Raw genomic sequence first — 20,945 nt, 5'->3', positions numbered from 1 at the left:
ACGCGACCGAAAAGGCCCTGGGCCGGGCGCATATCACCTGCAACAAGAACGGCGTGCCGTTTGATCCGGAAAAGCCCACGATCACCAGCGGTATCCGTCTGGGATCTCCTGCCGGCACCACCCGCGGCTTTGGCGAGGTCGAATTCCGCCAGATCGCCGACTGGATCATCGAGGTGGTTGACGGTCTGGCCGCCAATGGCGAGGACGGCAACAGCGCCGTCGAAGCCAAGGTCAAGGCAGAGGTCGCAGACCTCTGCGCAAAATTCCCCATCTATCCGAACCTGTAATCGGGCGGAAACGCAAAGAAGAACGGCGCTTACATCAAGCGCCGTTCCTGTTGCCAAAGGCTCCCGCCCCTTTTGCCCGCATCAAAGATGCGTTGAAAGCGTTGGGCCGGGCGCCGCACCCTTCGGGCGCGGCGTGGGCGATACGACCCTCGGTCGCGCCAACCCGGCCGTGCTACAGGTGTTCTCGACGGATCTGGGGTTCGTCACGCTGGCGCATGTGCACCTTGAACCCAGGTCAAAGCGCACTGGTCAGAACGGGCACCTAGATCAAGCCGCGCCAGCCCAAAAACACCAAGACCAGCACAGCAAGTGCCAACAAATTGAACGCCAGCCCGCCCAGCATGCCCAGAAACCAACCCCACCGTCGGTCGGCAAGATTGATGGCGGTCAGATGTAACTGAACATCGTCCGAGGCCTTCAACAGTTTCGGCGTATCCAGAACCTGCCGCAGACGCGGATGCGCAGCCATCTTCTCAGCCCGTGCCAACACCATCGCCTGTCTGAAAACTCTGCGCGGCAAACGGCGTTTGGCCCGGTGAATTGACGCTTCAAGAGTTTTGTCCCGCACCCCAAGCTTTACCCGCAACAAGGCAACTGTCTCGGCAATACGGTTCTGAATCTCTGCATCTTGCAACATCTGCCCCCTCCTGAGCGACCAGCCTAGACTTGCGGGGCGGGCTCCACAATGGGGCTGGCCGTTTCTGCAGGGGACCGGTATCACCGGATCATGCTTAACACAATTGTCCACGGCGAACCCAGCTTAAACCCGCCACTGATGATCGCGCATGGGCTCTATGGCTCGGCCCGGAATTGGGGGGTCATCGCCCGCAGACTATCAGATGAGCGGCAGGTCATCGCAGTGGATATGCGCAACCATGCGCACAGCATGTGGACGGACCGGCATGCCTATCCGGACCTGGCCGGTGACCTGGCAGAGGTTATCGAAAGCCTTGGTGGATCGGCCGATGTTCTGGGGCATTCCATGGGCGGCAAAGCCGCCATGACACTGGCGCTGCAGCATGGTGATCTGATCCGTAAACTCGTGGTGGCCGATATCGCACCCGTTGCCTACAGCCACAGCCAGATTCAGTTTATCGAGGCGATGCGCGCAGTCGATTTCTCGCGCGTTGCGCGTAGATCGGATGCAGTTGAGCAATTGGCAGATCAGGGCGTCGAGCAGGCTTTGCAGAGCTTTTTCACGCAATCCCTGGACGTTGCAGGAAAACGCTGGCTATTGAACCTTGACGTGTTGGCAGCCGAGATGCCCAAAATCATGGGCTTTCCTGAGTTTGACACGCATTGGGACGGTCCCGCACTGTTTCTGTCCGGGGCCGCGTCGGGCTATGTTTTACCTGAGCATCGCAGCAAGATCCGTACGCTGTTTCCCGGCGCCCGGTTCGCCAAAATCCCGGGCGCCGGGCATTGGTTGCACGCCGAAAAGCCGCGTGCGTTCGAAGCGGCTGTCAGAACATTCCTGAACGCGTGATCTGCCGCTTGCCCCTCGTGCGCTTAAAGCGGCTCGGTTTCGCCGCCGCCGTTTACCCAATCCGAGAGGCCGCCCAAATTGTAGACCTCTTGGTAGCCCATGTCCCTGAGCAATTTGCCAGCCAGCGCCGAACGCCCACCGCTGGCGCAATACAGGATGACGGGCCGTTCTTTGCGCAGCTCGGGGTCGTGCGATTTCAACGCGCTATCCGCACGAAATTCCAACATTGATCGAGGGATGTGATGCGCCCCCGACGCAAGACCTGATTGTTGCAGTTCAACGGTATCGCGAACATCCAACAACAAGGCACCCTGCTCAAGCAGAGTTCTGGCGCCGTTCGTGTCGATACGCTCGACCACCGCATTGGCCTCTTCCATCATATCTTTGACTGTCACTGCCATTTGCAATCTTCCCTTTGCCGCCATACGGCACAGCTAACATGCCGAGACCTGTCGGTGTAGCAGGGCTGAGCGGTTTTCATCTTGGACTGTTGGAACACTGTTTCAAAGAGATGCAGCCAAAACAGCTTCTGGTACCCGCGGCCGGACTCGAACCGGCACGGCCTTCCGGCCCAGAGATTTTAAGTCCAATTCAGTGTGGTACGGATGACGGGACTCGAACCCGTAAGCCATTGACGGCGAGGGATTTTAAGTCCCTTGTGTATACCAATTCCACCACATCCGCATGTCACTGTGTCACCAATGTCACCAGCTTTGTCACTGGCATTCAAGTGGCTTGTTTGGTCTCCAAAGTCAACGTGGAACGCGCACAATACTCGCACTATTCGCTAACTACTCCCAAACACCGACAAGGAAGCAAGTTACGTTTCCTCAGTCAACCAGTTGCAGCGTTTCTGCCGGTGTCAAAATCTTTGTCATTCCCAACGCACCCAATGGCATAGCATTGCGTTGAAAGTCTTTTGTATTGTTTGTCACGAAGACGTCTCTTTCCGCGTATATATGACAATATGCTGACATCACATCACACCAAGCATTCCGCCACTTATAAAGTGCCGGAGAGTGGATAGCGTTGTCGTTCAACTCAGCTTCATTTCGGATCGCATCTTGAAATTTTCGCGGAGTCTTGGGTGCGATTACGCTCCAAAGTGCATCTACAAGAGAACTGAATGCATCCGCGTCACCAACGATGTGCGAGTTTCCAATGTATGTCAGATCCACAAGGGCCGGCATTGAAACCAATGGAAGATCCTGCCACCCGAGCCGTGCAATCTTTTCTTTAAAATGTTTAGCACTTTCTGGGAAACGCTTTTCTCTAGTGTTTTCCGAAGCAGATGCGGCAAGCAAAGCAACATCTAGCTTGTTGGCACGATGTGCTTCAATCAATGCACAAACGGATGAGCGTTGTTCCCGCTCCTCCTCCACTTCAATCACGCAATTCCAATCCAAGCTTACTTTCAAAATGTCCTCGACAATATTGGCTCGTTAAATAGAGCAAATCGGATGAAAACTCTTCGGTAGTAGTGTCACCTCAATGATCGGTGTCTCTTTGTTAGTGAAGATAAAATTGAAATGGTAAGCTACTCTGGTCGAACCGAAAGTAAAATAGTATCTCCGGTAACCACATCAGACCTAATGTGATTTTAAGTCTCCTGTGTCTACCATTCCACCACGCGGGCAAGCCATTTTGAGCTTGAGACAGCAGTAAGCCGATAACGACATGAATACAATGTGCTTTGCGGCTTCACGGTCGGGATTTTGGCATGCCTATCTGCGGCTCAATCGCGCCCTTTCGCAACGCGGGCAGTGCAAGGCTGACGACACCCACTGTACCGCTACCAAACCGGCAGGTCGCGCAGGCGCGCGTTGGTGTTGACCCAGACCTGCCCGTCTTCGACAGGGCCGCTAGCGGGACCATTCAGTTGGGACAAATCCAGAGTCCGGTCAGCCCCTGCAACAATTGACGCAAAGGAATGGCCTGCGCCACCAGCCGCAAACCTTTGCGTTGACCTGCCAAGGATCGTAGCTGGTCCAGCATTGCAGCTCGCACCAGATCAGCGCTGGTGCTTTCGTTGCCAGCCCAGTTTGTCCACATAGGTATCCGCCTCCCCGCCCAAGGATTGCAGCCGGGGGAATACAGAACAAGCTAGGCTGTCATCGCGTTGCACGAGGTGACTTTCACGTCAAGCGGCCGTCGCGCGTTGGGCCGATACCCTTTCGAACCACCTGGCAATAGCCGCCAGATCTGCGGGCAATTGCTCGGCCCCGCCGCCGGTGAACTCGTGAAACTTCTCACTGTTCAGACCATTCACACCCACCAGCACAGGAATATCCTGAGCCAGCGCTTCGGCGATCACGGGGCGGAATCCGCGTCCGTCCGCCTCGTGCTTGCCAAACTTGTTGATGATCAACAGGTGCGGCGCATCGGCCAGCGAAGCCGTCACATAACCGACCGCCTGTTCCAAGGCTGCCGGGTCCAGACGGCAGCCGCGCGACGCCGATCCCAGCGATTGCGAGATGCGGATGGTCTCACCTTCGGGCAAGACGCGCACATCCATGTCGCATTTGTTGCTGTCTGCGCATTCCGTGTTGGTCTGCACCACACCCGCCAGCGGTGCCCCGAGGCTTAGAAGATGCTCGGCGACAGCGCTCAGCAACCGGTCGGTTGCGCCGCGATCCGTGGTCGTGACATAGGCAAGGTGCATTTGGGACCTCGTAGGACTTGTGTTGACCTAGCAGATAGCACGACAAACCCGGCTCGACCACTCTTTGCCTCAGGGGAGCGGGGAAAGGCCAATCACAGGTGCGTGCAGGGAAAGCAAAGCAGCAAACGCGACGAGCGAGACAAGCCAGACCCGCAAAGGCGGCCAAGGAGACGGGGCGCGCAACAAAAGCCGCGCGGTATTGCGGGAAAGTCGCGCCCAGTCGTCACCCAGAACCCGTGCATTTCGACGGTCAATCAGAACCATACCCATTGCGGCAAACCCTGCGAACAGACCAAACAGAATCACATGGGACAAGCTCCCATTGGCCAGCAAATGCGCTGCGGCCCACAGCAACAGCGCGACAAGGATCGGATGACGCGTCGTCCGCAGAATTCCCGGCTTGTCCGGATCAAAGCTGCGACGGCCCAACCCTCCAAAGGAAAAGGGATTGTCGATGGACAGGCCTGTCATCGCCAGCCAACACACCAGCGGCATAACCAGAAGAGGCACCCACCGCAGCGGCGGAAGCGGGGGAATGACCTCGACATATGGGGCGGTAGCGGCAGCCATGATCAACCAAGCCAGCACCCCAATCGATAGAACCGAATAGGCGAACAGGTACCCCGTTTGCCCAAGGATGGCGATCAACCGGGCACGGACCGGTGCCCGCGCCGGAATGGCATGGCTGAGGAAGAAAACCACCAACGCCGCTGAGAATGGGACCCAACTGGCCATAGAAGCCTCCGCACTGTTTTCTGCCGGTGTAAGAGTTCTGTTCAGCGTGATCCTTGTTCAAAATCAAGCGCACTTGTAAAGCTTCAGACAAAAGACGCCTTGCAGCACAAAGTCGCAACAGAAACATTGATCTCAAAGGAGACAGCCTATGCGGTCATTCGAAGAGATATATGAGATCGCAGCAGCACGCCACGGCGGACCTGATGCGATGGAAAGCAAACTCAGCAAACCGAAGACACCGGAAGAACTGGAAATGATGCCCGAGGACCGGTGGTTGTCGATCATCACCAAATCTGTGTTTCAGGCGGGCTTTAACTGGAAGGTCATCGAGAACAAATGGGACGGCTTCGAAGACGCCTTTGACGGGTTCGACATAGGCCGATGCGCGTTCATGGATGATGAAAAATTCGACGCACTCTTGCAGGACAAGCGCATCGTGCGAAACGGGACCAAGATTGCCACCGTTCGCGATAATGCAGCCTTTTTGCTGGAACTGCGGCAAGAGGGCGGCGTCGGCAAAATTCTGGGCGCATGGCCGTCCTCAGACTATATCGGCCTGCTTGCCATGCTGGGCAAGCGGGGGTCGCGCCTTGGCGGGGCGTCAGCTCAATACGCGATGCGTTTTGCCGGGCGCGACAGTTTCATCCTGTCACAGGACGTCACTGCCCGGTTGATTGCAGAAGGAGTCATTGACAAACCCGCCACTTCAAAACGGGCGTTGAGCGCAGTGCAGCAGGCGTTCAACACCTGGATGGAGCAGTCGGGACGGTCGTTGACGGAAATCAGCCGAGTTCTCGCCATGAGCGTATAAATCCGTCTTGCGGAACGGGTGCAACGCACTAGGGTTGAACCCATGGCTATGCGCGTTTGCTTCATGCTTATACTGCTTCTGGCGTCCTGCGGGCGACCGCTGACAGAACCGGAACGTGCATTCGCAGACACCATGCAGGGCACCACATTGGATCTGGATCGGGTCCGGCTGGTCGACGGTGCTCCTGTGCTGCCAGTCACCTATTTCCGCGAGGCCCGGCCTCGCAAGGCCTGCCGCGAACGTATTCTACCACCTGTCGAGGCGGGTTTGGTGACCGGAAAGCCTGCCGCTGTCGCCCTGTTCAACAAGGTTTATTTCGCGCGGGACTGGTATGTAGAGGACTACATGTCTGACTATCCCGATGAGATGAATCTGATCTCTGCCATGCTGCTGGCGCATGAGCTGACTCATGTCTGGCAGTGGCAAAACCGCGAGACCACCGGTTATCATCCCTTGCGCGCTGCGGCCGAACATGGGGGCCGCAAGGACCCGTATCTGTTCGATTTGGATACATCACCCGATTTCCTGTCATACGGCTTTGAACAACAGGGCGCCATCGTCGAGGAATATGTGTGCTGCCGCGCGCTGGACCCGCAGGCACAGCGCACCCGGCGGCTACACGACATGTTGGGCGCGCATTTCGACCTGTCTCCGCTGCCCCTGAAAGGTCGCGAGCGAGATGTTGCGATCCCCTGGGACGACGCAAAGATCGAGGGGATCTGCAGTTGAGCCTCTAGTTCTCCTGCAAGGTCTTGAGATATTCGACCAGATCCACAATAGGCTGGCTGGTCAGGATCGGCTGACCCTCGGGTGTTTTGATCGCTGTATCCTGCCCATCGAAATACGGCCCATAAACAGGCATCGGGCTGCCATGGCTGACCAGGGGATCACGGCCATCAATCCTTGCAATGACCCGCATCAGGGGGAACACGCCATCCGCATCGTTCAAGGTCGTCAGATCAGTGGGCTGAATAATCAAAACACCCGCCATAGGTCCCTGACCTTTGGCATCGATTCCGTGGCATGTGGCACAGTAGTGCCGGTAAAGCTCAGAACCGGTTTCGACATCCTGCGCCCAAACGGTTGACGTGTTAACGACCAGCGCCAAAGACGCTGAGGCGCAAATGTGTCTGATCATCGCATCCTCCTATTCCAATTGACAAATACAGGCTTGCCCGTCGTGCGTCTGGGCGCAATGATCCAGATCAACGCCAGCCGTTTCGAGAGAGGACAAGCCATGACACAATACGCCGCCATTATGCTGGCCGCCGGAATTGGTGTCCCAATTCTTGCGGCGCTGAATGCGGCCCTTGGCAAGCTGATCGGATCACCCACAACGGCGGCCGTGGTTCTCTTTGCAATTGCCTTTGGGTCATCGGCATTGGTGATGGTTGTGTTCCCCGGCTTCGAGGCGCTGTCAAAAGTGGCTCAAGCCCCAAAACATCTGCTTCTAGCGGGCGTACTGATCGCCTTTTACGTTTTGTCGATCACCCATGTCGCACCGCATTTCGGCGTTGGCAATGCAGTATTCTTTGTACTTCTGGGGCAATTGATCAGCACGGCAGCGATTGACCATTTTGGTCTGTTTGGCGCGCAGGTCACGCCGCTTACCTTGATGCGCGCGGGCGGCATTGCGGTCATGGCAGTTGGAGTGGCGATCACTCAACTGGCCTGAGCACCCCACTCTCTAACCGCACAGTCCGATCCATCCGCGCGGCCAGATCAAGGTTATGTGTCGCGATCAGCGCGGACAGGCCCTGATCCCGCACCAGGGTCATCAGGGCATCAAAAACCTGATCCGACGTATCCGGGTCGAGATTGCCGGTCGGTTCATCTGCCAGCAATACACGTGGGGCATTGGCCAGCGCGCGACAAAAGGCAACCCGTTGCTGTTCCCCTCCGGACAGCGCCGCCGGGCGGTGACCCGCGCGCGGGGCGACACCGACCCGGTCCAACAGAGACATCGCCCTGGACTGCGCGTCCCGCTCTGACACACCATTGGCCAGTTGAGGCAGAGTAATGTTCTCAAGTGCGGTGAATTCAGGCAGCAGGTGATGAAACTGATAGACGAAACCCACGTCCTTGCGCCGAACGGCCGTGCGTGTGCGGTCCCCTCTGCCCGAGAGGTCCTGCCCGGCAATCTCGACACTCCCTGTGTCGGGTGCATCCAGCAATCCTGCGATATGCAGCAGGGTCGATTTGCCCGCACCGGACGGTGCTACAAGCGCGACCGCCTCGCCCGCCTGCAACTCCAGATCGATGCCACGCAGCACCTGCACTTCGCCCGGCGTGCCTTTCAGGTAGGTTTTGCTAAGGCCGGTCAACCGCAAGGTCACATCATTCATAGCGCAGCGCCTCAACCGGGTTCAGCCGCGCCGCGCGGCGGGCGGGGAAGTAGGTGACAAGAAAGGACAGGCCCAAAGACAGGCCGACTGCCTTCATCACATCGCTCAGATGCAACTCGGCGGGCAAGGCATAGATGCCTCGGATCGACGGGTCCCAGACCCCGCCGCCCATGGCGAAGTTGACGAACGAAAAAATCGGATCGATGTAGAGCGCAAACAGGCTGCCGAGAATCACACCCAGCGCGGTGCCGATGAGCCCGGTAAAAGCCCCACAAATGAAAAACACCCGCAGGACCGAGCCTTCGCTCAACCCGATGGTTCGGAGAATACCGATGTCGCGACCCTTGTTCTTGACCAGCATGATCAGGCCCGAAACGATGTTCATCGCCGCGATCAGGACAAGGATCGACAGGATGATGAACATCACGTTGTCTTCGACCTCAAGCGCGCGCAGAAAACCGCCCGAGGCATCCTGCCATGTCCAGATCTGGCTTCGCTCGCCTGCTGCCTCAAGGATCGGAATCAGGATCGGGTTGAGGTCTTCCGGGTGTTCGACCATGACTTCGATCTCATCCGCAACGCCCTCGCGGTTGAAAAAGCCCTGCGCTTGCGAAAACGGCATGTAAACCCGCGTGCGGTCGATGTCATACCGCCCGGCCGAGAATACATAGACCACGCGGTAGGCATTGACGCGAGGTGAGGTACCAAAGGCGGTCTTGACCCCGTTGGGCGAGGTCAGCTTGACCGTGTCTCCAACCGTCGCACCGATACTGCGGGCCACGCCCGAACCGATGGCAATCACGTCTTCACCCGTTTGGAACTGGGACAGATCGCCTACTGCCTCTTCACTTTCGGCAATCCCCGGCAAGTCGCGCAGATCATCTGGCCGCATCCCGAACACCTGAACCCCGCTGCTGCGGTCGCGATTGGTGATCAGCACCTGCCCTTTGACCAAAGGCGCCACCCGTTCGACCCCGGGCACCTGAGCGATGCGGGAAGTTCTGTCTTCAAAATCCACGATTGTCCGGTCCACCCGGCCTTGCGCATCAATATCGCCTGAAGAATAGACCGTCACATGCGCATTCGCGCCCAGAATGGTGCCAACGAATTCAGCCCGGAATCCCGAACGGACAGCCAGTGTCGCAATCAGTGCAAAAACGGCCAGCGTGATCCCGATCAGCGAAATCCAGGTCATAACACTGACGCCACCTTCGGCGCGGCGGGCACGCAGGTAGCGCCAGGCGATCTTCCATTCAAAAGGGGCGAAAGGCGGGGGTGTTTTGGCCATGCCTGCTCCGGGTTTTTCTGGGTTGCCGCGACCCTTTCGGCATTTCGCGGAATGGTCAAGCGGGTTATCCGGTTGGATCAGGCCGAAAGCGCCGAAGTTTGCGCAAGAATATCATCCGCCACCTGCTGCTTGCAGATACCGCGCGCTTCAAGGGTCGCGTAGACCTGATACCGCAGGTTCTCGGGCAGATTGGCAACCGCGCGATTGTGCAACCCAAGGCTCAGCGATGCATCATCTTGCAACCGTGCGACCAGCCTGGCCAATTGATCCTGAGAATATGTGGGCCACAATCCAATATGCGCAGGATCAGCTGGTTCAAACCATGGCGCATGACCCTCGGAAGATTTCAGGCAGAACGCGTTCAACAACATGAATTCAGACGGTCGCTTGCGGGACGCAAAAAGCGCCTGAACCGAGCCGTAGCGCGCGTTGATCTCATCCAGAAGGGCAAGTACCAATGCCCGACGCACTGGAAACGGCGTCGAAAATGTTGTGGTGCGCATGTCGTTGGGCTGCGCAAACGTGACGTCCAGCGCCTCGAGGCTCTGGTTCAGCCAGTTTCGATGGTAGTCACTTTTTACCGGCATGAACTGAATGCGCGCCGGGCCTTTGGGCGAAAAGAATTCATCCTCATCGAACGGGCGCAGGAAAAGGTTCTTGGTATCCAGTATGATCAGATTCTCGGCTTCTGCGACACGCGCGGCGCCCAGTTTCAGAACCTGCTGCATGCGGTAGCCGTTATTGCCGCGCCATCCACCCTTACGGATCATCGGAATGCGATACCGGTTTTCAATTAGCACCCGGTCCTGCAACGGTCTGCGCGCGCAATGGCCCTCACCCAACAAAACCTCTTCGCCCGCCAACACCCGCACTTTGGGGCGCAACGGGCCATAGGCCTGTAGGATTGGCTCGACCTTCGCGGTCAGCCCGGCCTCATCAACATCGTTAAGAATGACATGAATCGAGGCGACCTGCTCTGGCGCAACAAACCGGGCAATGGACATCGCCTGAAGCGTCAGCAAAGGGTAGTCCTTGGAATAGACGATGGTGGCGAAACTCAGCAAACCAGGTGGCCTCTCTCTGTAACGTGACCCGTCTACCAGCAAATTGCACGAGGTCAAATTTGCGCCAGAAAACAGGGAACGCGAATCACTCGCCGCGTTTCCGCCCCCCTTTTCGAATAAAAGTAGTCTTTTGCACCAACCAGTTACACCTGAGGTTGTGACGCTCTTCACAGACTGATCGCTATTGTTTCAGCTATGAAGTCAATGTCGGCATTGCGTGAGGGACTGAACTCGAAATGCCACAATTATTAAGCAATATTATTTCGCTTTTTGCTTAATCCACGAAACTTTGTCACCCTGATTGTGGGGGAACACATTTGAAAGAGCGGGGGTCGCTCATGAATATTCAAAATACGACACACGGATTGGGTCCGATTTTGACCCACAAAGCTTCATCAGACCTGGATTGTGAGACCGCAGCGCTGCTGCGGGCAGCGATCCGTCCGATATTTGCCAGCGCTGCAAGCTGGAGCACTCTGTCAGACATTCTGAAGGACAAGGGTTATCTATTGGCTTTTCGCCAAGGGCGTCTGTGCATCACCGACCAAGAGACGGGTCAACGCATCTGCGGGCTGCGCTTTCTAGGATTGGAGTTTCGGGAGCTGGTGCGCCGCATGGGGCGTCCAATCGTTGTCGCACGCGGCAACAGCGCAGACGGAGATTTCCTGACAACGCGTCCGGTCACCCGGTCCTAGAAGCTCCGCCAAAACTGGACAGACCGGCGTATGGTTTTTGCCAGGCTATGACGTGCTGCGGTTTTGATTGGCTCGGGCGTTCCGGGCCGACGCAACACGTCCCAGATCAAACCTGCGGGCATGTGGCCCCGCCGATAGAATCCGGCGAAGTCGTCCAGGGTCAGGCCCTTTGCTGATTTGAAACCTGCGTAATAGTTCATCCACACGCGCGCATAGTCTTGACCGGTTGCGTTCTGATCGCTGGTCGCGCCTCGATCCCAGAACAATGATATCGGGTCGTCCATACGCTCGCCCTGATAGCCGCCACCGATCAAACGCAGCATCAGGTCGTAGTCTGCCGCGATCCGGAACTGTGTGTCGTGCCCGCCCAGCGCCTGAAACACATCCCGCCGGATGAAGACCGAGTTGTGGCAGAACGGCATGCGCTGCAAGATGGCTTTCAGCGACATGCGCTTTTCCATCGTCTCACTGCCGTCCTCATAATGCCGCAGCGTTGATCCATAAAGGAAATCCGGCTTCGTCGCCTGCAACCGGTCCGCAGCCTGATTCAGGATATTGTCCGAGGCCAGAGAATCGTCCGAATTCAGGAACAGAAGGTATTCACCTGTCGCCGCCTGCGCGCCCTTGTTCATCGCATCATACAAACCACCATCTGGTTCGCTGACCACGACGGTACGCGGCACGCCATCGGTCAGGGTTCCCAAAAGCGCGACCGTGCCATCGGTTGAGGCACCATCCTGAATGATATGCTCGGCCCGCCCGCAGTTCTGGCGCTGCATACACTCGACAACGCCTTTGAAACTGTCCTGTCGGCCTTGCGACAACAGGTTGTAGGTCGCTGTGATGACCGAGATCAAAGGCTCAGGCGATGTGTTCATAAATCCCGGCGATCTTGGTGACGGCGGCCTCGGGGCTCAGTTCCTCGCTTTCGCCGGTGCGGCGGCAGGTCAGCTCGACCACGCCGTTCTTCAGGCCGCGCGGGCCAACAGTGATGCGCCATGGCAGACCGATCAGGTCCATTGTGGCGAACTTGCCCCCGGCCCGTTCGTTACGGTCGTCATAAAGCGGCTCAAGCCCCAGCGCGGTCAGCGCGGCATAGAGCTTTTCACAGGCCGCATCGGCTTCGTCATCGCCTTGCTTCAGATTGACGATACCGCAATGGAATGGCGTCACGCCCTCGGGCCAGATGATGCCCTTGTCGTCATGGCTGGCCTCGATGATCGCGCCGATCAGGCGGCTGACACCGATACCGTGGCTGCCCATATGCACCGGAACCGGCTTGCCATCGGGGCCTTGAACGGTTGCGCCCAGAGGTTCGGAGTACTTGGTCCCGAAATAGAAAATCTGCCCCACTTCGATCCCCCGCGCCACACGGCGTCGCTCTTCGGGCACCTGATTGAACAGCGCCTCGTCATGGGTTTCGTCCGTGCGGGCGTATTTTGAGGTGAATTCTTCCAGAATAGCCTGGCACTGATCGCGGTCGTCATAATTGATGTCACGATCACCAAAGGTCAGGTCGGTCACCGCGCTGTCATAGAAGACCTCGGATTCACCGGTGTCCGCCAACACCAGGAATTCATGCGTGTCATCGCCACCAATCGGACCGCTATCGGCGCGCATCGGAATCGCCTGCAGGCCCATGCGCTCATAGGTACGCAGGTAGCTGACCAGATGGCGGTTATAGGCGTGCAGCGCGTCTTCCTTGGTCAGGTCGAAATTATAACCGTCCTTCATATAGAACTCGCGCCCCCGCATCACGCCAAAGCGCGGACGGATTTCATCGCGAAATTTCCACTGGATTTGATAGAGCGTCAGCGGCAGATCCTTGTAGCTGTTGACGTGGCCGCGAAAGATATCGGTCACCAGTTCCTCGGCGGTCGGCGTGAACAGCATATCGCGGTCATGCCGGTCTTTCATCCGCAACATTTCCTGGCCGTAATCGTCATACCGTCCGCTTTCGCGCCACAGATCGGCCGATTGGATGATCGGCATCTGGATCGCGATATGACCCGCGCGCGCCTGTTCTTCGTGTACAATGTTTTCCAGCTTGCGCAGCACTTTGAAGCCCATCGGCAGCCAGGAATATATCCCGGCCGAGGCCTGTTTGATCATGCCCGCGCGCAACATCAGCCGGTGGCTGACGATCTGAGCCTCTGACGGGTTTTCCTTGAGAACGGGCAGAAAGTAACGGCTGAGGCGCATTGCGTGACCTTTAAAGGTGAAAATCGACTGCGACGGTGATTATGCCAAAGCCCCGCCGGGGGCAATCATACATTGGCGAAATTGCGACGTCAGGCCCGTCGGTTTTTTGATTGACCCGTCGATCAGGACCTCCAATTGTGACAGAATTGTAAAATCACGAGGCGTCGATGCTGACAATCAAGGAACCTGCGCGCGACATCCCGGTCGTCCACAAAACGGAAATTCTGGTCGTGGGCTCGGGCCCCGCCGGGCTGGCCGCCGCATTGGCAGCCGCGCGGGCCGGGGCCGAGGTGTCGCTGGTCGACAGGTTCGGCTGCATGGGCGGCAATATCACCGCTGTGGGCGTCGAAGGTTTCGCCTGGTACCGCCACGAGCAAACGGTCGAGGCAGGCGGCATCGGTATGGAATTCGAAACCCGCGCCAAAGAGATGGGTGCGGCGGTGCCCGAAAGTCAGTCACTGAGTTATGAGCTGGACAGCGAAGGGTTCAAGCTGGTCGCCGACAAGCTGGTCGAAGAGGCCGGCGTTAACCCCATGCTGCACCGGCAATTCGTCGCCCCGATCATGGACGGCGACCGGATTACCGGCATCATCACCGAATCCAAAGCCGGGCGCGAGGCGATCCTGGCAAAGGTGGTGATCGACGCCACCGGGGACGCAGATGTCGCCCACCGCGCCGGGGCGCCCACGCATAAAACCGCACGCGAGGATATGATGGCGGCCTCGGTCATGTTCCATCTGGCGGGCGTCGACAAGCGCGCCTTTATGGAGGGCGTCAAGGCCGACCCGCAGACCTATAAGGATTGGGGCGGCGGCGGTGAGTGGAATATCGAGACCTCGGGCAAAGAAGACGACATGTTCTCGCCCTTTGTGCACAAGCCGTTCCAGCAGGCGATTGATCAGGGCCTGATCCCGGCACATCTGAACACCATCGCAGGCACCTGGGGCGCGATGCATGACACGGGTGAGCTGACCTATATGAACCTCATCCATCTGGCTGAGATCGACGGTACTGACCCTGACAGCCTGACAAAGGGCGAGATCGAGGGACGGCGGCAGTCGATGCTGGCCATCGAGGCGCTGCGCCGGTTCATGCCCGGTTGCGAAAACGCACGGCTGCGCAATTTCGGAATGACAATCGGCATCCGCGACACCCGCAAGATCGACGCGATCTATAACATGACCGAAGACGATGCCCGCCATCAGGGCCGGTTCGAGGATACAATCGGCATCTATCCCGAATTCATCGACGGCTACGGTATTCTGATCCTGCCGACCACTGGGCGATACATGCAGATCCCATATCGGTCGATGCTGCCCAAAGGCGTCAAGGGCCTGCTGGTCGCGGGCCGGTCGCACGGCTCTGACAAGGTGGCCCACGCGGCCACGCGTAACATGGCTTGCTGTGCGGTCATGGGTCAGGGCGCAGGGATTGCGGCGGTACAGGCGCTAAAAAGCAACCGAGAGCTGGACACTCTTGATTTATCCCCCATTCACAAGGAACTGAACCGTCAGGGCGTGAGGATCAATTGATGGAGGCGATCCCCACCATAGATGTTTCGGCATTGGCTCATCCGGAAGGGCCCGCTTATGACGTGACAGTACAGCAGATTCTCGACGCCTGTACGGGGATCGGATTTTTGTCGATCACCGGAACCCGTGTGTCTCAGGACACGGTGGATCGGGTCCGGCAGACGGTGCGGGAAATCTTCAACATTGAAACCACCAGAAAGTGGGAACAGGCCATCACCCGCGACAACTACCGTGGGTTCATTCCGATGGGGTTTTTCACTCCGAATGACGGGTCGGGACAGGCCGACAAATACGAAGGATACAAACTGCATCACGAGGTCCCGGAAGCCGCCGACATCCGGCAGGCCTGCGCGCTTTATGGTCCGAACATCTGGCCAAAGGACGTCCCGCAGGCCCGGCAAGTCATTCTGGACTACTGGACCCAACTGGACGACCTGACTGATCTACTTCTGGGCGCGCTTGAAGCCGGGCTGCATCTGAACCCCGGCGCCTTGCGGGACGCCTTTCGCGACCCGATGACCAACATGACCCTGCTGCACTATCCTCCACAAACCCCGGATGACGTAGGATACGGCATTCATCCGCACAAGGATACGGATGCGCTGACGATCATCTCGCCCGACCCTGTTGGCGGGTTGGAGGTGCAAACCCGTGACGGCCACTGGGTCTCACCGAAATGCCCCCCGGGCGGGTTCATCGTCAACATCGGCGACATGCTTGAGCTGTGGTCGGGTGGCCGATTGAAATCCACGCCGCACCGGGTGGTCAACCGATCCGGCAAGGAACGGTATTCCTTTCCCTATTTCGCGGTGCCGCGACACGATGTGGTTGTCGAACCGCTTCTGCCGCCCCTGCCCGGTTTTGACCGCCCTTCTGTGCATTGCGGTCATTGGTCGGCTGAAATCTGGCGCACCAACTGGCCTGATGAAGACGCCACGGGTGACACGCCCGAATTGGGAACGCTTGAGGGCTGATGGGCAAAATCTTCGGGCCATGAACCGCTTGCATCACAGGTCTGCATAAGCCAAGAACACTCTGGACGGTCGCAACAAGGGGAGCGCCATGGCTTTGCCGGTAAGGGATCAGCTGAGATACTGGGGCGTAGCCACTGTTGTCTTCGTTCTGATCCTGTGGGCCTTGGGGGATGTGCTGCTGCCGTTCGTGATCGGCGGGGCCATTGCCTATTTCCTGGACCCCGTGGCAGACCGTCTGGAAAAGCTGGGCCTGTCCCGCATGGCAGCCACAGGGGTCATCACCGTTGTGGGCATGCTGACATTTGTGCTGGCCATTCTGATGGTTGTCCCGGCCCTGATCACCCAGTTGCTTGAGTTGGTCGAAGTCCTGCCCAGCCTTTTCAAACAGCTGCGCGGCTTCATCGAACAACAATTCCCGTCGCTGCTGGATCGGGAATCCAGCACCCATCAGATGCTGGTGTCTTTTGGCGAAACGCTGAAATCCAAGACCGGGGAAGTGCTAGAAACCGTTCTGACCTCGCTGGGCTCGGTCATAAACATCGTCGTGCTTCTGGTCATCGTCCCGGTTGTCGCGGTCTACCTGCTGCTGGACTGGGACCGCATGATTGCCCGGATCGGAGAGTTGCTGCCCCGGGACCATGCCCCGACCATCAAACGGCTGGCGGGTGAGATCGACGACGTCCTGGCCTCGTTCGTTCGGGGTATGGGGACCGTCTGTCTGATCCTGGGCACATACTACGCCGTTGCCCTGATGCTGGTCGGCCTGCAATTCGGCCTTATTGTTGGGTTCATCGCTGGTCTGGTGACGTTCATTCCCTATCTCGGCGCGCTGATCGGCGGATCTCTGGCGATCGGACTGGCGCTGTTCCAGTTCTGGGGTGACTGGGCGCATATCGGGCTGGTTGCCGGTGTCTTTGCCCTTGGTCAGGTCACCGAGGGCAACTTCCTGACACCGAAATTGGTCGGGCATTCGGTTGGGCTGCACCCTGTCTGGCTGTTGCTCGCCCTGTCCGTGTTTGGTGCATTGTTCGGCTTTGTCGGCATGCTCGTGGCAGTGCCGGTCGCGGCTGCTTTGGGTGTGTTGGCGCGGTTCGGGACCTCGGTCTATCTGGACAGCCGCCTCTATACCGGGCTCGAAGGTCAGGAACAGGACAGCGAATAAATGGCGCGACAGCTGAGTTTCGACCTGCCCGCCAAGACGGCGCTGGGGCGAGAGGATTTCTTTGTCTCACCGGCCAATGCGCTGGCCGTCGCCATGATCTCGGCCACGTCCTGGCCCGGCAACAAACTGGTGCTGAGCGGCCCTGCCGGCGCGGGCAAGACCCATCTGGCCCATGTCTGGGCTGCTGAGACGGGCGGGCGTATCGTGCAGGCGCGCACGCTGCTCGATGACGACGTCCCCGAACTGGCACGCGGACCGATTGCTGTCGAAGATGTTCCGATGATCGCGGACGATATTGAGCAACAGAAAACCCTGTTCCACCTGCACAATCTTGTTCTGGCCGAGGGCCACGCCTTGTTGATGACCGGTCGTCTGGCACCGAAATTCTGGCAACTGCCGCTTCCCGATTTGCAAAGCCGCGTCGAAGGTGCGCACCACGTGACGCTCGACCCGCCGGATGATGCGTTGCTGGGTGCCGTTCTTGCGAAATTGTTTGTGGACAGGCAACTCAACCCGGGGCCCGATGTAATCGCCTATCTGGTCAAACATATGGACCGTAGATTCGAGACCGCTGCCGACGTGGTCGCGCAGCTCGACCGCCTCGCCCTGTCGGAAAAACGCGACATCACGCGCAGATTGGCCATTCGGGTCTTGAACATGAACCCGGATCAAGGCGATACGGACAATTGACCCGCGCCCGTCGATTGCGCATCCTGACACCGGACATTCAGGGAAAGACATGGATCAGACCGTCGAAACCGACATTCCTGATTGGGGGCCTTTCGGAAAACCTTTGTTCGATGACCCCGGTGCGCGGGCTTTGTCGCGCGTGGGCGTCGTGGATGTTGGGTCGAACTCGGTCCGGATGGTGATTTTTGACGGCGCTGCCCGGTCGCCGGCCTACTTTTACAATGAAAAAGTGATGTGCGAATTGGGCGCGGGCCTATCGGAAACCGGTCGCCTTAATCCGCGTGGGCGCAACAGGGCGATGGCGGCCTTGCGACGGTTTCGACGCATCGCTCAGGATCTTGGTCTGCCGGGGCTGCACGTGGTAGCCACCGCAGCGGTGCGTGAGGCCGAGGATGGCCCTGCCTTCTGCAAAGAAGTTATGGCTGAAACCGGCCTGCATGTCTCAGTTATTGACGGTCAGGAAGAAGCCCGTCTGTCCGCTCAGGGCGTTCTGCTGGGCTGGCCCGGAGCTTATGGGCTGATTTGCGACATTGGCGGGTCATCCATGGAGTTGGCCGAGATCGGCGGAGGTGAGGTCGGTCGACGTTTGACCTCGGCGCTTGGGCCACTGAAAATGCGCGATATCAAAGGCGGACGCCGGGCGCGCAAGGCCCTTATCAAAACAACGATGGAAGAGTTGCGCGGCCAGTTGGGTCAGCAGCGTGATCGCCTGTTTCTGGTCGGCGGCAGCTGGCGTGCCTTTGCGCGACTGGACATGTTGCGGCGCGGTTATCCGCTGAACGTGCTGCACGAATACCGCATGACCAACCAGCAGGTGCGGGAAACGATCAAATTCATCGAAGCACACGATCATGACAAACTGCGCAGTCAGGCCGGCGTGTCGAGTTCGCGTATGGCGCTGATCCCTTACGCCATGGATGTGCTGGCCCGGTTGATTCGCGCGTTCAAGCCAAAGGATATTGCGATCTCAAGCTACGGTATCCGCGAAGGTTTGCTGTATGAACAGATGTCACAGGAGCTGCGCGACCGGGACCCGCTGATTGAGGCCTGCCGTTTCTCGGAAGCGAAAGACGCCCGGCTGCCCGGCATGGGTCGACACCTGTTCGAATTCGTGATGCCGCTGTTCAAATCCGCCCCGGAAACGCGGGTCCGGCTGATCAAGGCGGCCTGCCTGTTGCACGATGTCAGCTGGCGGGCGCATCCCGACTACCGCGCCGAGGTCTGTTTCGACAATGTCACCCGTGCCAACCTGGGCGGCCTCAAACACGCGGAACGTGTGTTCATCGGCCTCGCCCTGCAACATCGTTACCGCAACAAGCGCGAGGGGAACCGCTTTGCCCCGCTTTATGATCTGCTGAGCGAAAAGGATCAGAAACAGGCCGAGATTCTGGGCAAGGCCATGCGCTTTGGCGCTATGCTGTGCATGGATACAGATGCGCATATCGGCAAGCTGCGTTTCTATCCCCAAAAGCGCGAGCTTGATCTGTTGCTGCCCAAAACGGTTCAGCCCCTGTTCAACGAAGTCGCCGAATCACGGTTGAGTTCGCTGGCAAATGCGCTGAAATCCGAGGTTCGGGTCATCATCAAGACCTGAACTGGCCTGCCGTCAGATATCGGTGCCGCCGTCAGGTTTGTTCGGCACCGTGTCGGGGTCTTCCAGGCTGTCATCGGTCGGTTTCTTGCGAATGATGATGTCGCCATTCGGCAGGATCTCTGGCGCCTGATAAGCACTCCAATCCTTCACTTCGGCGGCCAGTTCTGCCAGCGCAGGCCCCATTTCCTTTAGGAAAGACTGCATCGCTGGACCAAGTTGATCTACCATTCCCAACATCTCATCCAGAGCCGGTTCCATCTCTCGACGCAGACCCTCAAAGAACAACTCGGCCCCTTGTTCCATCAGGCTTGGAGCGTCATCTTCCTCTGCCGCTGACGGCACAGCCACAGCGGCCAACATCGCACTGATCAAAAGAGCATGTTTCATGACCAAAACATAAACCGCCTTGATCGAGGTTGAAAGGTCACAGCTCGATATCCAGCGTGACGGGGAAATGATCCGAAGCCGCCAGCAAGGCTTCACGCAGGTCTGGCGCAGACCAGCAGGCGGCATCGCGAAACGGGTGCCAGATGCGCCAGGCCGGGCGTCTGACCTGCAAGTCCGCGCTGATCATGATGTAGTCCAGCAGAGCTTCGAGGAACTTGCCTTCGTTTGGACGCGCAAATCGCGCCGTCGAAGGCACTGACCCCGGGCGCGGCCCATACGCCGTCGCCGCATGAGGATCGAACAGACCCGCCTGAAGCAAGATTTCGACCGAGGATCGCCCGAACAGATGTTCAAATTCATCCAGACCCGGCCCGTCATTCAGATCCCCCAGCAGGATCATCGGATCACCCACATCCACATGATGCGCGACCCGTCGGGATAGCCAGATCGCCTGAGCCAGCTGTTTGCGGCGGTTTGCGATCGAGATTCGGATCGCCTCATCCCGCGACCCAGCCCCATGCGGGGCCTTGGACTTCAGATGCGCGCCGATCAGACGGAAACCGAACCCATCCCGCGTTTGCACGGCCAACTCCATCGGCGGTTTGGAAAACTGCACCACGTCCTGCGTCGCGTCCACATCCAGATCGATGCGGAATTCGCGGTCAAAACGCGGCGCGTCCTCGCCGTCTTGCGGATCGTGACGCACGGACAGCACCTCAGGGTCGTACAGAAACGCAAGTTCCTGATGTGTGTCATTGGGAAATCCCATGATCGCATGTGAGGTGCGCAAATCGAACACCTCGGCAAATGCCTGCAACGCCCGTACGGTATTCTGCCGCTTGCCCGTGTTCGGAGCTTCAACAATCAGAATCCCATCAGCGTCTATCGCGGTGAGAACCTTGGCTATGGCTTCAACCTGCTGCGCTTTGGTCACGTTGTGCCGACCAGACCAACTGTCATCCACAATCAGCCTGTCATTGCGATCAAACAGGTTGGCAAACCACTCGATGTTGTAGGTTGCCAGACGCATC

At 58.3% G+C, this 20,945-nt stretch carries 24 protein-coding genes, 1 tRNA gene and 1 pseudogene; 11 read left to right on the top strand and 15 right to left on the bottom strand.

From position 1 onward, the window contains the following. Positions 1-287, top strand: a pseudogene (gene glyA, locus ACR0L4_RS10680) (serine hydroxymethyltransferase); the annotation flags it as partial. 262 nt (positions 288-549) lie between these two features. Here glyA and ACR0L4_RS10675 read toward each other — a convergent pair. Next, positions 550-924 (bottom strand): hypothetical protein, encoded by a 375-nt coding sequence (locus ACR0L4_RS10675; protein WP_170750672.1) that lies wholly within the window; start codon positions 922-924, stop codon positions 550-552. A gap of 48 nt (positions 925-972) precedes the next feature. On the opposite strand from ACR0L4_RS10675, the gene ACR0L4_RS10670 reads away from it, so the two are divergent. Beyond that, complete coding sequence (locus ACR0L4_RS10670; protein ID WP_480512808.1) at positions 973-1,773, top strand: alpha/beta fold hydrolase; 801 nt, start codon at positions 973-975, stop codon at positions 1,771-1,773. A 23-nt stretch (positions 1,774-1,796) separates the two neighbouring features. Here ACR0L4_RS10670 and ACR0L4_RS10665 read toward each other — a convergent pair whose 3' ends face one another. The 6 genes from ACR0L4_RS10665 to ACR0L4_RS10640 form a co-directional block, all read right to left on the bottom strand. Continuing rightward, positions 1,797-2,174 (bottom strand): rhodanese-like domain-containing protein, encoded by a 378-nt coding sequence (locus ACR0L4_RS10665; protein WP_480512806.1) that lies wholly within the window; start codon positions 2,172-2,174, stop codon positions 1,797-1,799. Positions 2,175-2,370: 196 nt separating this feature from the next. Continuing rightward, positions 2,371-2,457: transfer RNA gene (locus tag ACR0L4_RS10660), tRNA-Leu, on the bottom strand. A 146-nt stretch (positions 2,458-2,603) separates the two neighbouring features. Then, positions 2,604-3,191, bottom strand: coding sequence for a hypothetical protein (locus ACR0L4_RS10655; RefSeq protein WP_480512804.1), 588 nt, complete (start codon positions 3,189-3,191; stop codon positions 2,604-2,606). Positions 3,192-3,648: 457 nt separating this feature from the next. Then, positions 3,649-3,825, bottom strand: a complete 177-nt coding sequence (locus ACR0L4_RS10650; protein WP_480512802.1) for a hypothetical protein — start codon at positions 3,823-3,825, stop codon at positions 3,649-3,651. A gap of 88 nt (positions 3,826-3,913) precedes the next feature. After that, positions 3,914-4,435, bottom strand: coding sequence for a DUF2478 domain-containing protein (locus ACR0L4_RS10645; RefSeq protein WP_480512800.1), 522 nt, complete (start codon positions 4,433-4,435; stop codon positions 3,914-3,916). A gap of 69 nt (positions 4,436-4,504) precedes the next feature. After that, complete coding sequence (locus tag ACR0L4_RS10640) at positions 4,505-5,170, bottom strand: NnrU family protein (RefSeq protein ID WP_480512798.1); 666 nt, start codon at positions 5,168-5,170, stop codon at positions 4,505-4,507. A gap of 148 nt (positions 5,171-5,318) precedes the next feature. Between ACR0L4_RS10640 and ACR0L4_RS10635 the strand changes: the two genes are divergently transcribed. Both ACR0L4_RS10635 and ACR0L4_RS10630 read left to right on the top strand, forming a co-directional pair. Then, complete coding sequence (locus ACR0L4_RS10635) at positions 5,319-5,981, top strand: DNA-3-methyladenine glycosylase I (RefSeq protein ID WP_480512796.1); 663 nt, start codon at positions 5,319-5,321, stop codon at positions 5,979-5,981. A 63-nt stretch (positions 5,982-6,044) separates the two neighbouring features. Continuing rightward, positions 6,045-6,710: a hypothetical protein gene (locus tag ACR0L4_RS10630; protein WP_480512794.1), complete on the top strand. Its 666-nt coding sequence runs from the start codon at positions 6,045-6,047 to the stop codon at positions 6,708-6,710. A 4-nt stretch (positions 6,711-6,714) separates the two neighbouring features. Here the strand turns inward: ACR0L4_RS10630 and ACR0L4_RS10625 are convergent, their stop codons facing one another. Further along, entirely contained in the window at positions 6,715-7,119 is a 405-nt protein-coding gene (locus tag ACR0L4_RS10625) for a c-type cytochrome (RefSeq protein WP_170750658.1), read from the bottom strand. A gap of 99 nt (positions 7,120-7,218) precedes the next feature. Here ACR0L4_RS10625 and ACR0L4_RS10620 point away from each other — a divergent pair, with 99 nt between their 5' ends. Continuing rightward, the gene (locus ACR0L4_RS10620; protein WP_480512792.1) at positions 7,219-7,656 is read left to right on the top strand and encodes a DMT family transporter; all 438 of its coding nucleotides are present in this window, start codon (positions 7,219-7,221) and stop codon (positions 7,654-7,656) included. Here the strand turns inward: ACR0L4_RS10620 and ACR0L4_RS10615 are convergent. The 3 genes from ACR0L4_RS10615 to ACR0L4_RS10605 all read right to left on the bottom strand — a co-directional run bounded on the left by ACR0L4_RS10615 (position 7,640) and on the right by ACR0L4_RS10605 (position 10,678). Further along, positions 7,640-8,326, bottom strand: coding sequence for an ABC transporter ATP-binding protein (locus tag ACR0L4_RS10615; protein WP_480512790.1), 687 nt, complete (start codon positions 8,324-8,326; stop codon positions 7,640-7,642). The two genes, ACR0L4_RS10620 and ACR0L4_RS10615, sit on opposite strands and share 17 nt — an antisense overlap. Then, the gene (locus tag ACR0L4_RS10610; RefSeq protein ID WP_480512788.1) at positions 8,319-9,614 is read right to left on the bottom strand and encodes a lipoprotein-releasing ABC transporter permease subunit; all 1,296 of its coding nucleotides are present in this window, start codon (positions 9,612-9,614) and stop codon (positions 8,319-8,321) included. Before ACR0L4_RS10610 ends, ACR0L4_RS10615 begins: the two co-directional genes overlap by 8 nt. Before the next feature lie 77 nt (positions 9,615-9,691). Further along, positions 9,692-10,678: a DUF6492 family protein gene (locus ACR0L4_RS10605; RefSeq protein WP_480512786.1), complete on the bottom strand. Its 987-nt coding sequence runs from the start codon at positions 10,676-10,678 to the stop codon at positions 9,692-9,694. Between the two features lie 338 nt (positions 10,679-11,016). On the opposite strand from ACR0L4_RS10605, the gene ACR0L4_RS10600 reads away from it, so the two are divergent. Then, the gene (locus tag ACR0L4_RS10600; RefSeq protein ID WP_170750650.1) at positions 11,017-11,373 is read left to right on the top strand and encodes a hypothetical protein; all 357 of its coding nucleotides are present in this window, start codon (positions 11,017-11,019) and stop codon (positions 11,371-11,373) included. Here the strand turns inward: ACR0L4_RS10600 and ACR0L4_RS10595 are convergent. After that, positions 11,370-12,251 carry a glycosyltransferase family 2 protein gene (locus tag ACR0L4_RS10595; RefSeq protein WP_480512784.1) on the bottom strand — a complete coding sequence of 294 codons (882 nt, stop codon included), beginning with the start codon at positions 12,249-12,251 and terminating at the stop codon, positions 11,370-11,372. The genes ACR0L4_RS10600 and ACR0L4_RS10595 overlap by 4 nt on opposite strands. After that, a complete protein-coding gene (gene proS, locus ACR0L4_RS10590) occupies positions 12,235-13,575 on the bottom strand; it encodes a proline--tRNA ligase (RefSeq protein WP_480512782.1) in 1,341 nt (446 codons plus the stop codon). The genes ACR0L4_RS10595 and proS overlap by 17 nt, the downstream gene beginning before the upstream one ends. 167 nt (positions 13,576-13,742) lie before the next feature. Here proS and ACR0L4_RS10585 point away from each other — a divergent pair, with 167 nt between their 5' ends. From ACR0L4_RS10585 to ACR0L4_RS10565, 5 genes are all read left to right on the top strand, one after another. Beyond that, entirely contained in the window at positions 13,743-15,107 is a 1,365-nt protein-coding gene (locus ACR0L4_RS10585) for an FAD-dependent oxidoreductase (protein WP_170750644.1), read from the top strand. Further along, a complete protein-coding gene (locus tag ACR0L4_RS10580) occupies positions 15,107-16,081 on the top strand; it encodes an isopenicillin N synthase family oxygenase (RefSeq protein WP_170750643.1) in 975 nt (324 codons plus the stop codon). The genes ACR0L4_RS10585 and ACR0L4_RS10580 overlap by 1 nt, the downstream gene beginning before the upstream one ends. Before the next feature lie 88 nt (positions 16,082-16,169). Next, complete coding sequence (locus ACR0L4_RS10575; protein ID WP_170750641.1) at positions 16,170-17,243, top strand: AI-2E family transporter; 1,074 nt, start codon at positions 16,170-16,172, stop codon at positions 17,241-17,243. Beyond that, positions 17,244-17,933 carry a P-loop NTPase family protein gene (locus ACR0L4_RS10570; protein WP_480512779.1) on the top strand — a complete coding sequence of 230 codons (690 nt, stop codon included), beginning with the start codon at positions 17,244-17,246 and terminating at the stop codon, positions 17,931-17,933. Positions 17,934-17,982: 49 nt separating this feature from the next. Continuing rightward, positions 17,983-19,527: a Ppx/GppA family phosphatase gene (locus tag ACR0L4_RS10565; protein WP_480512777.1), complete on the top strand. Its 1,545-nt coding sequence runs from the start codon at positions 17,983-17,985 to the stop codon at positions 19,525-19,527. A 12-nt stretch (positions 19,528-19,539) separates the two neighbouring features. On the opposite strand, the gene ACR0L4_RS10560 is transcribed toward ACR0L4_RS10565, so the two are convergent. Both ACR0L4_RS10560 and ACR0L4_RS10555 read right to left on the bottom strand, forming a co-directional pair. Continuing rightward, positions 19,540-19,914 carry a hypothetical protein gene (locus ACR0L4_RS10560; RefSeq protein ID WP_480512775.1) on the bottom strand — a complete coding sequence of 125 codons (375 nt, stop codon included), beginning with the start codon at positions 19,912-19,914 and terminating at the stop codon, positions 19,540-19,542. A 37-nt stretch (positions 19,915-19,951) separates the two neighbouring features. After that, entirely contained in the window at positions 19,952-20,944 is a 993-nt protein-coding gene (locus tag ACR0L4_RS10555) for an endonuclease/exonuclease/phosphatase family protein (RefSeq protein WP_170750633.1), read from the bottom strand. Between the last annotated feature and the right edge of the window lies 1 nt (position 20,945).

The sequence above is a fragment of the Ruegeria sp. AB5 genome (assembly GCF_056542645.1).
Note: the sequence above shows the minus strand (reverse complement) of the source record. Positions and strands in the feature narration are given on the sequence as shown.

Coding starts and splice junctions, on each gene's coding strand:
- ACR0L4_RS10675 (WP_170750672.1), bottom strand. CDS start 924: ATGTTGCAAGATGCAGAGATTCAGAACCGTATTGCCGAGACAGTTGCC.
- ACR0L4_RS10670 (WP_480512808.1), top strand. CDS start 973: ATGGGGCTGGCCGTTTCTGCAGGGGACCGGTATCACCGGATCATGCTT.
- ACR0L4_RS10665 (WP_480512806.1), bottom strand. CDS start 2,174: ATGGCAGTGACAGTCAAAGATATGATGGAAGAGGCCAATGCGGTGGTC.
- ACR0L4_RS10650 (WP_480512802.1), bottom strand. CDS start 3,825: ATGTGGACAAACTGGGCTGGCAACGAAAGCACCAGCGCTGATCTGGTG.
- ACR0L4_RS10645 (WP_480512800.1), bottom strand. CDS start 4,435: ATGCACCTTGCCTATGTCACGACCACGGATCGCGGCGCAACCGACCGG.
- ACR0L4_RS10640 (WP_480512798.1), bottom strand. CDS start 5,170: ATGGCCAGTTGGGTCCCATTCTCAGCGGCGTTGGTGGTTTTCTTCCTC.
- ACR0L4_RS10635 (WP_480512796.1), top strand. CDS start 5,319: ATGCGGTCATTCGAAGAGATATATGAGATCGCAGCAGCACGCCACGGC.
- ACR0L4_RS10630 (WP_480512794.1), top strand. CDS start 6,045: ATGCTTATACTGCTTCTGGCGTCCTGCGGGCGACCGCTGACAGAACCG.
- ACR0L4_RS10625 (WP_170750658.1), bottom strand. CDS start 7,119: ATGATCAGACACATTTGCGCCTCAGCGTCTTTGGCGCTGGTCGTTAAC.
- ACR0L4_RS10620 (WP_480512792.1), top strand. CDS start 7,219: ATGACACAATACGCCGCCATTATGCTGGCCGCCGGAATTGGTGTCCCA.
- ACR0L4_RS10615 (WP_480512790.1), bottom strand. CDS start 8,326: ATGAATGATGTGACCTTGCGGTTGACCGGCCTTAGCAAAACCTACCTG.
- ACR0L4_RS10610 (WP_480512788.1), bottom strand. CDS start 9,614: ATGGCCAAAACACCCCCGCCTTTCGCCCCTTTTGAATGGAAGATCGCC.
- ACR0L4_RS10600 (WP_170750650.1), top strand. CDS start 11,017: ATGAATATTCAAAATACGACACACGGATTGGGTCCGATTTTGACCCAC.
- ACR0L4_RS10595 (WP_480512784.1), bottom strand. CDS start 12,251: ATGAACACATCGCCTGAGCCTTTGATCTCGGTCATCACAGCGACCTAC.
- proS (WP_480512782.1), bottom strand. CDS start 13,575: ATGCGCCTCAGCCGTTACTTTCTGCCCGTTCTCAAGGAAAACCCGTCA.
- ACR0L4_RS10585 (WP_170750644.1), top strand. CDS start 13,743: ATGCTGACAATCAAGGAACCTGCGCGCGACATCCCGGTCGTCCACAAA.
- ACR0L4_RS10580 (WP_170750643.1), top strand. CDS start 15,107: ATGGAGGCGATCCCCACCATAGATGTTTCGGCATTGGCTCATCCGGAA.
- ACR0L4_RS10575 (WP_170750641.1), top strand. CDS start 16,170: ATGGCTTTGCCGGTAAGGGATCAGCTGAGATACTGGGGCGTAGCCACT.
- ACR0L4_RS10570 (WP_480512779.1), top strand. CDS start 17,244: ATGGCGCGACAGCTGAGTTTCGACCTGCCCGCCAAGACGGCGCTGGGG.
- ACR0L4_RS10565 (WP_480512777.1), top strand. CDS start 17,983: ATGGATCAGACCGTCGAAACCGACATTCCTGATTGGGGGCCTTTCGGA.
- ACR0L4_RS10560 (WP_480512775.1), bottom strand. CDS start 19,914: ATGAAACATGCTCTTTTGATCAGTGCGATGTTGGCCGCTGTGGCTGTG.
- ACR0L4_RS10555 (WP_170750633.1), bottom strand. CDS start 20,944: ATGCGTCTGGCAACCTACAACATCGAGTGGTTTGCCAACCTGTTTGAT.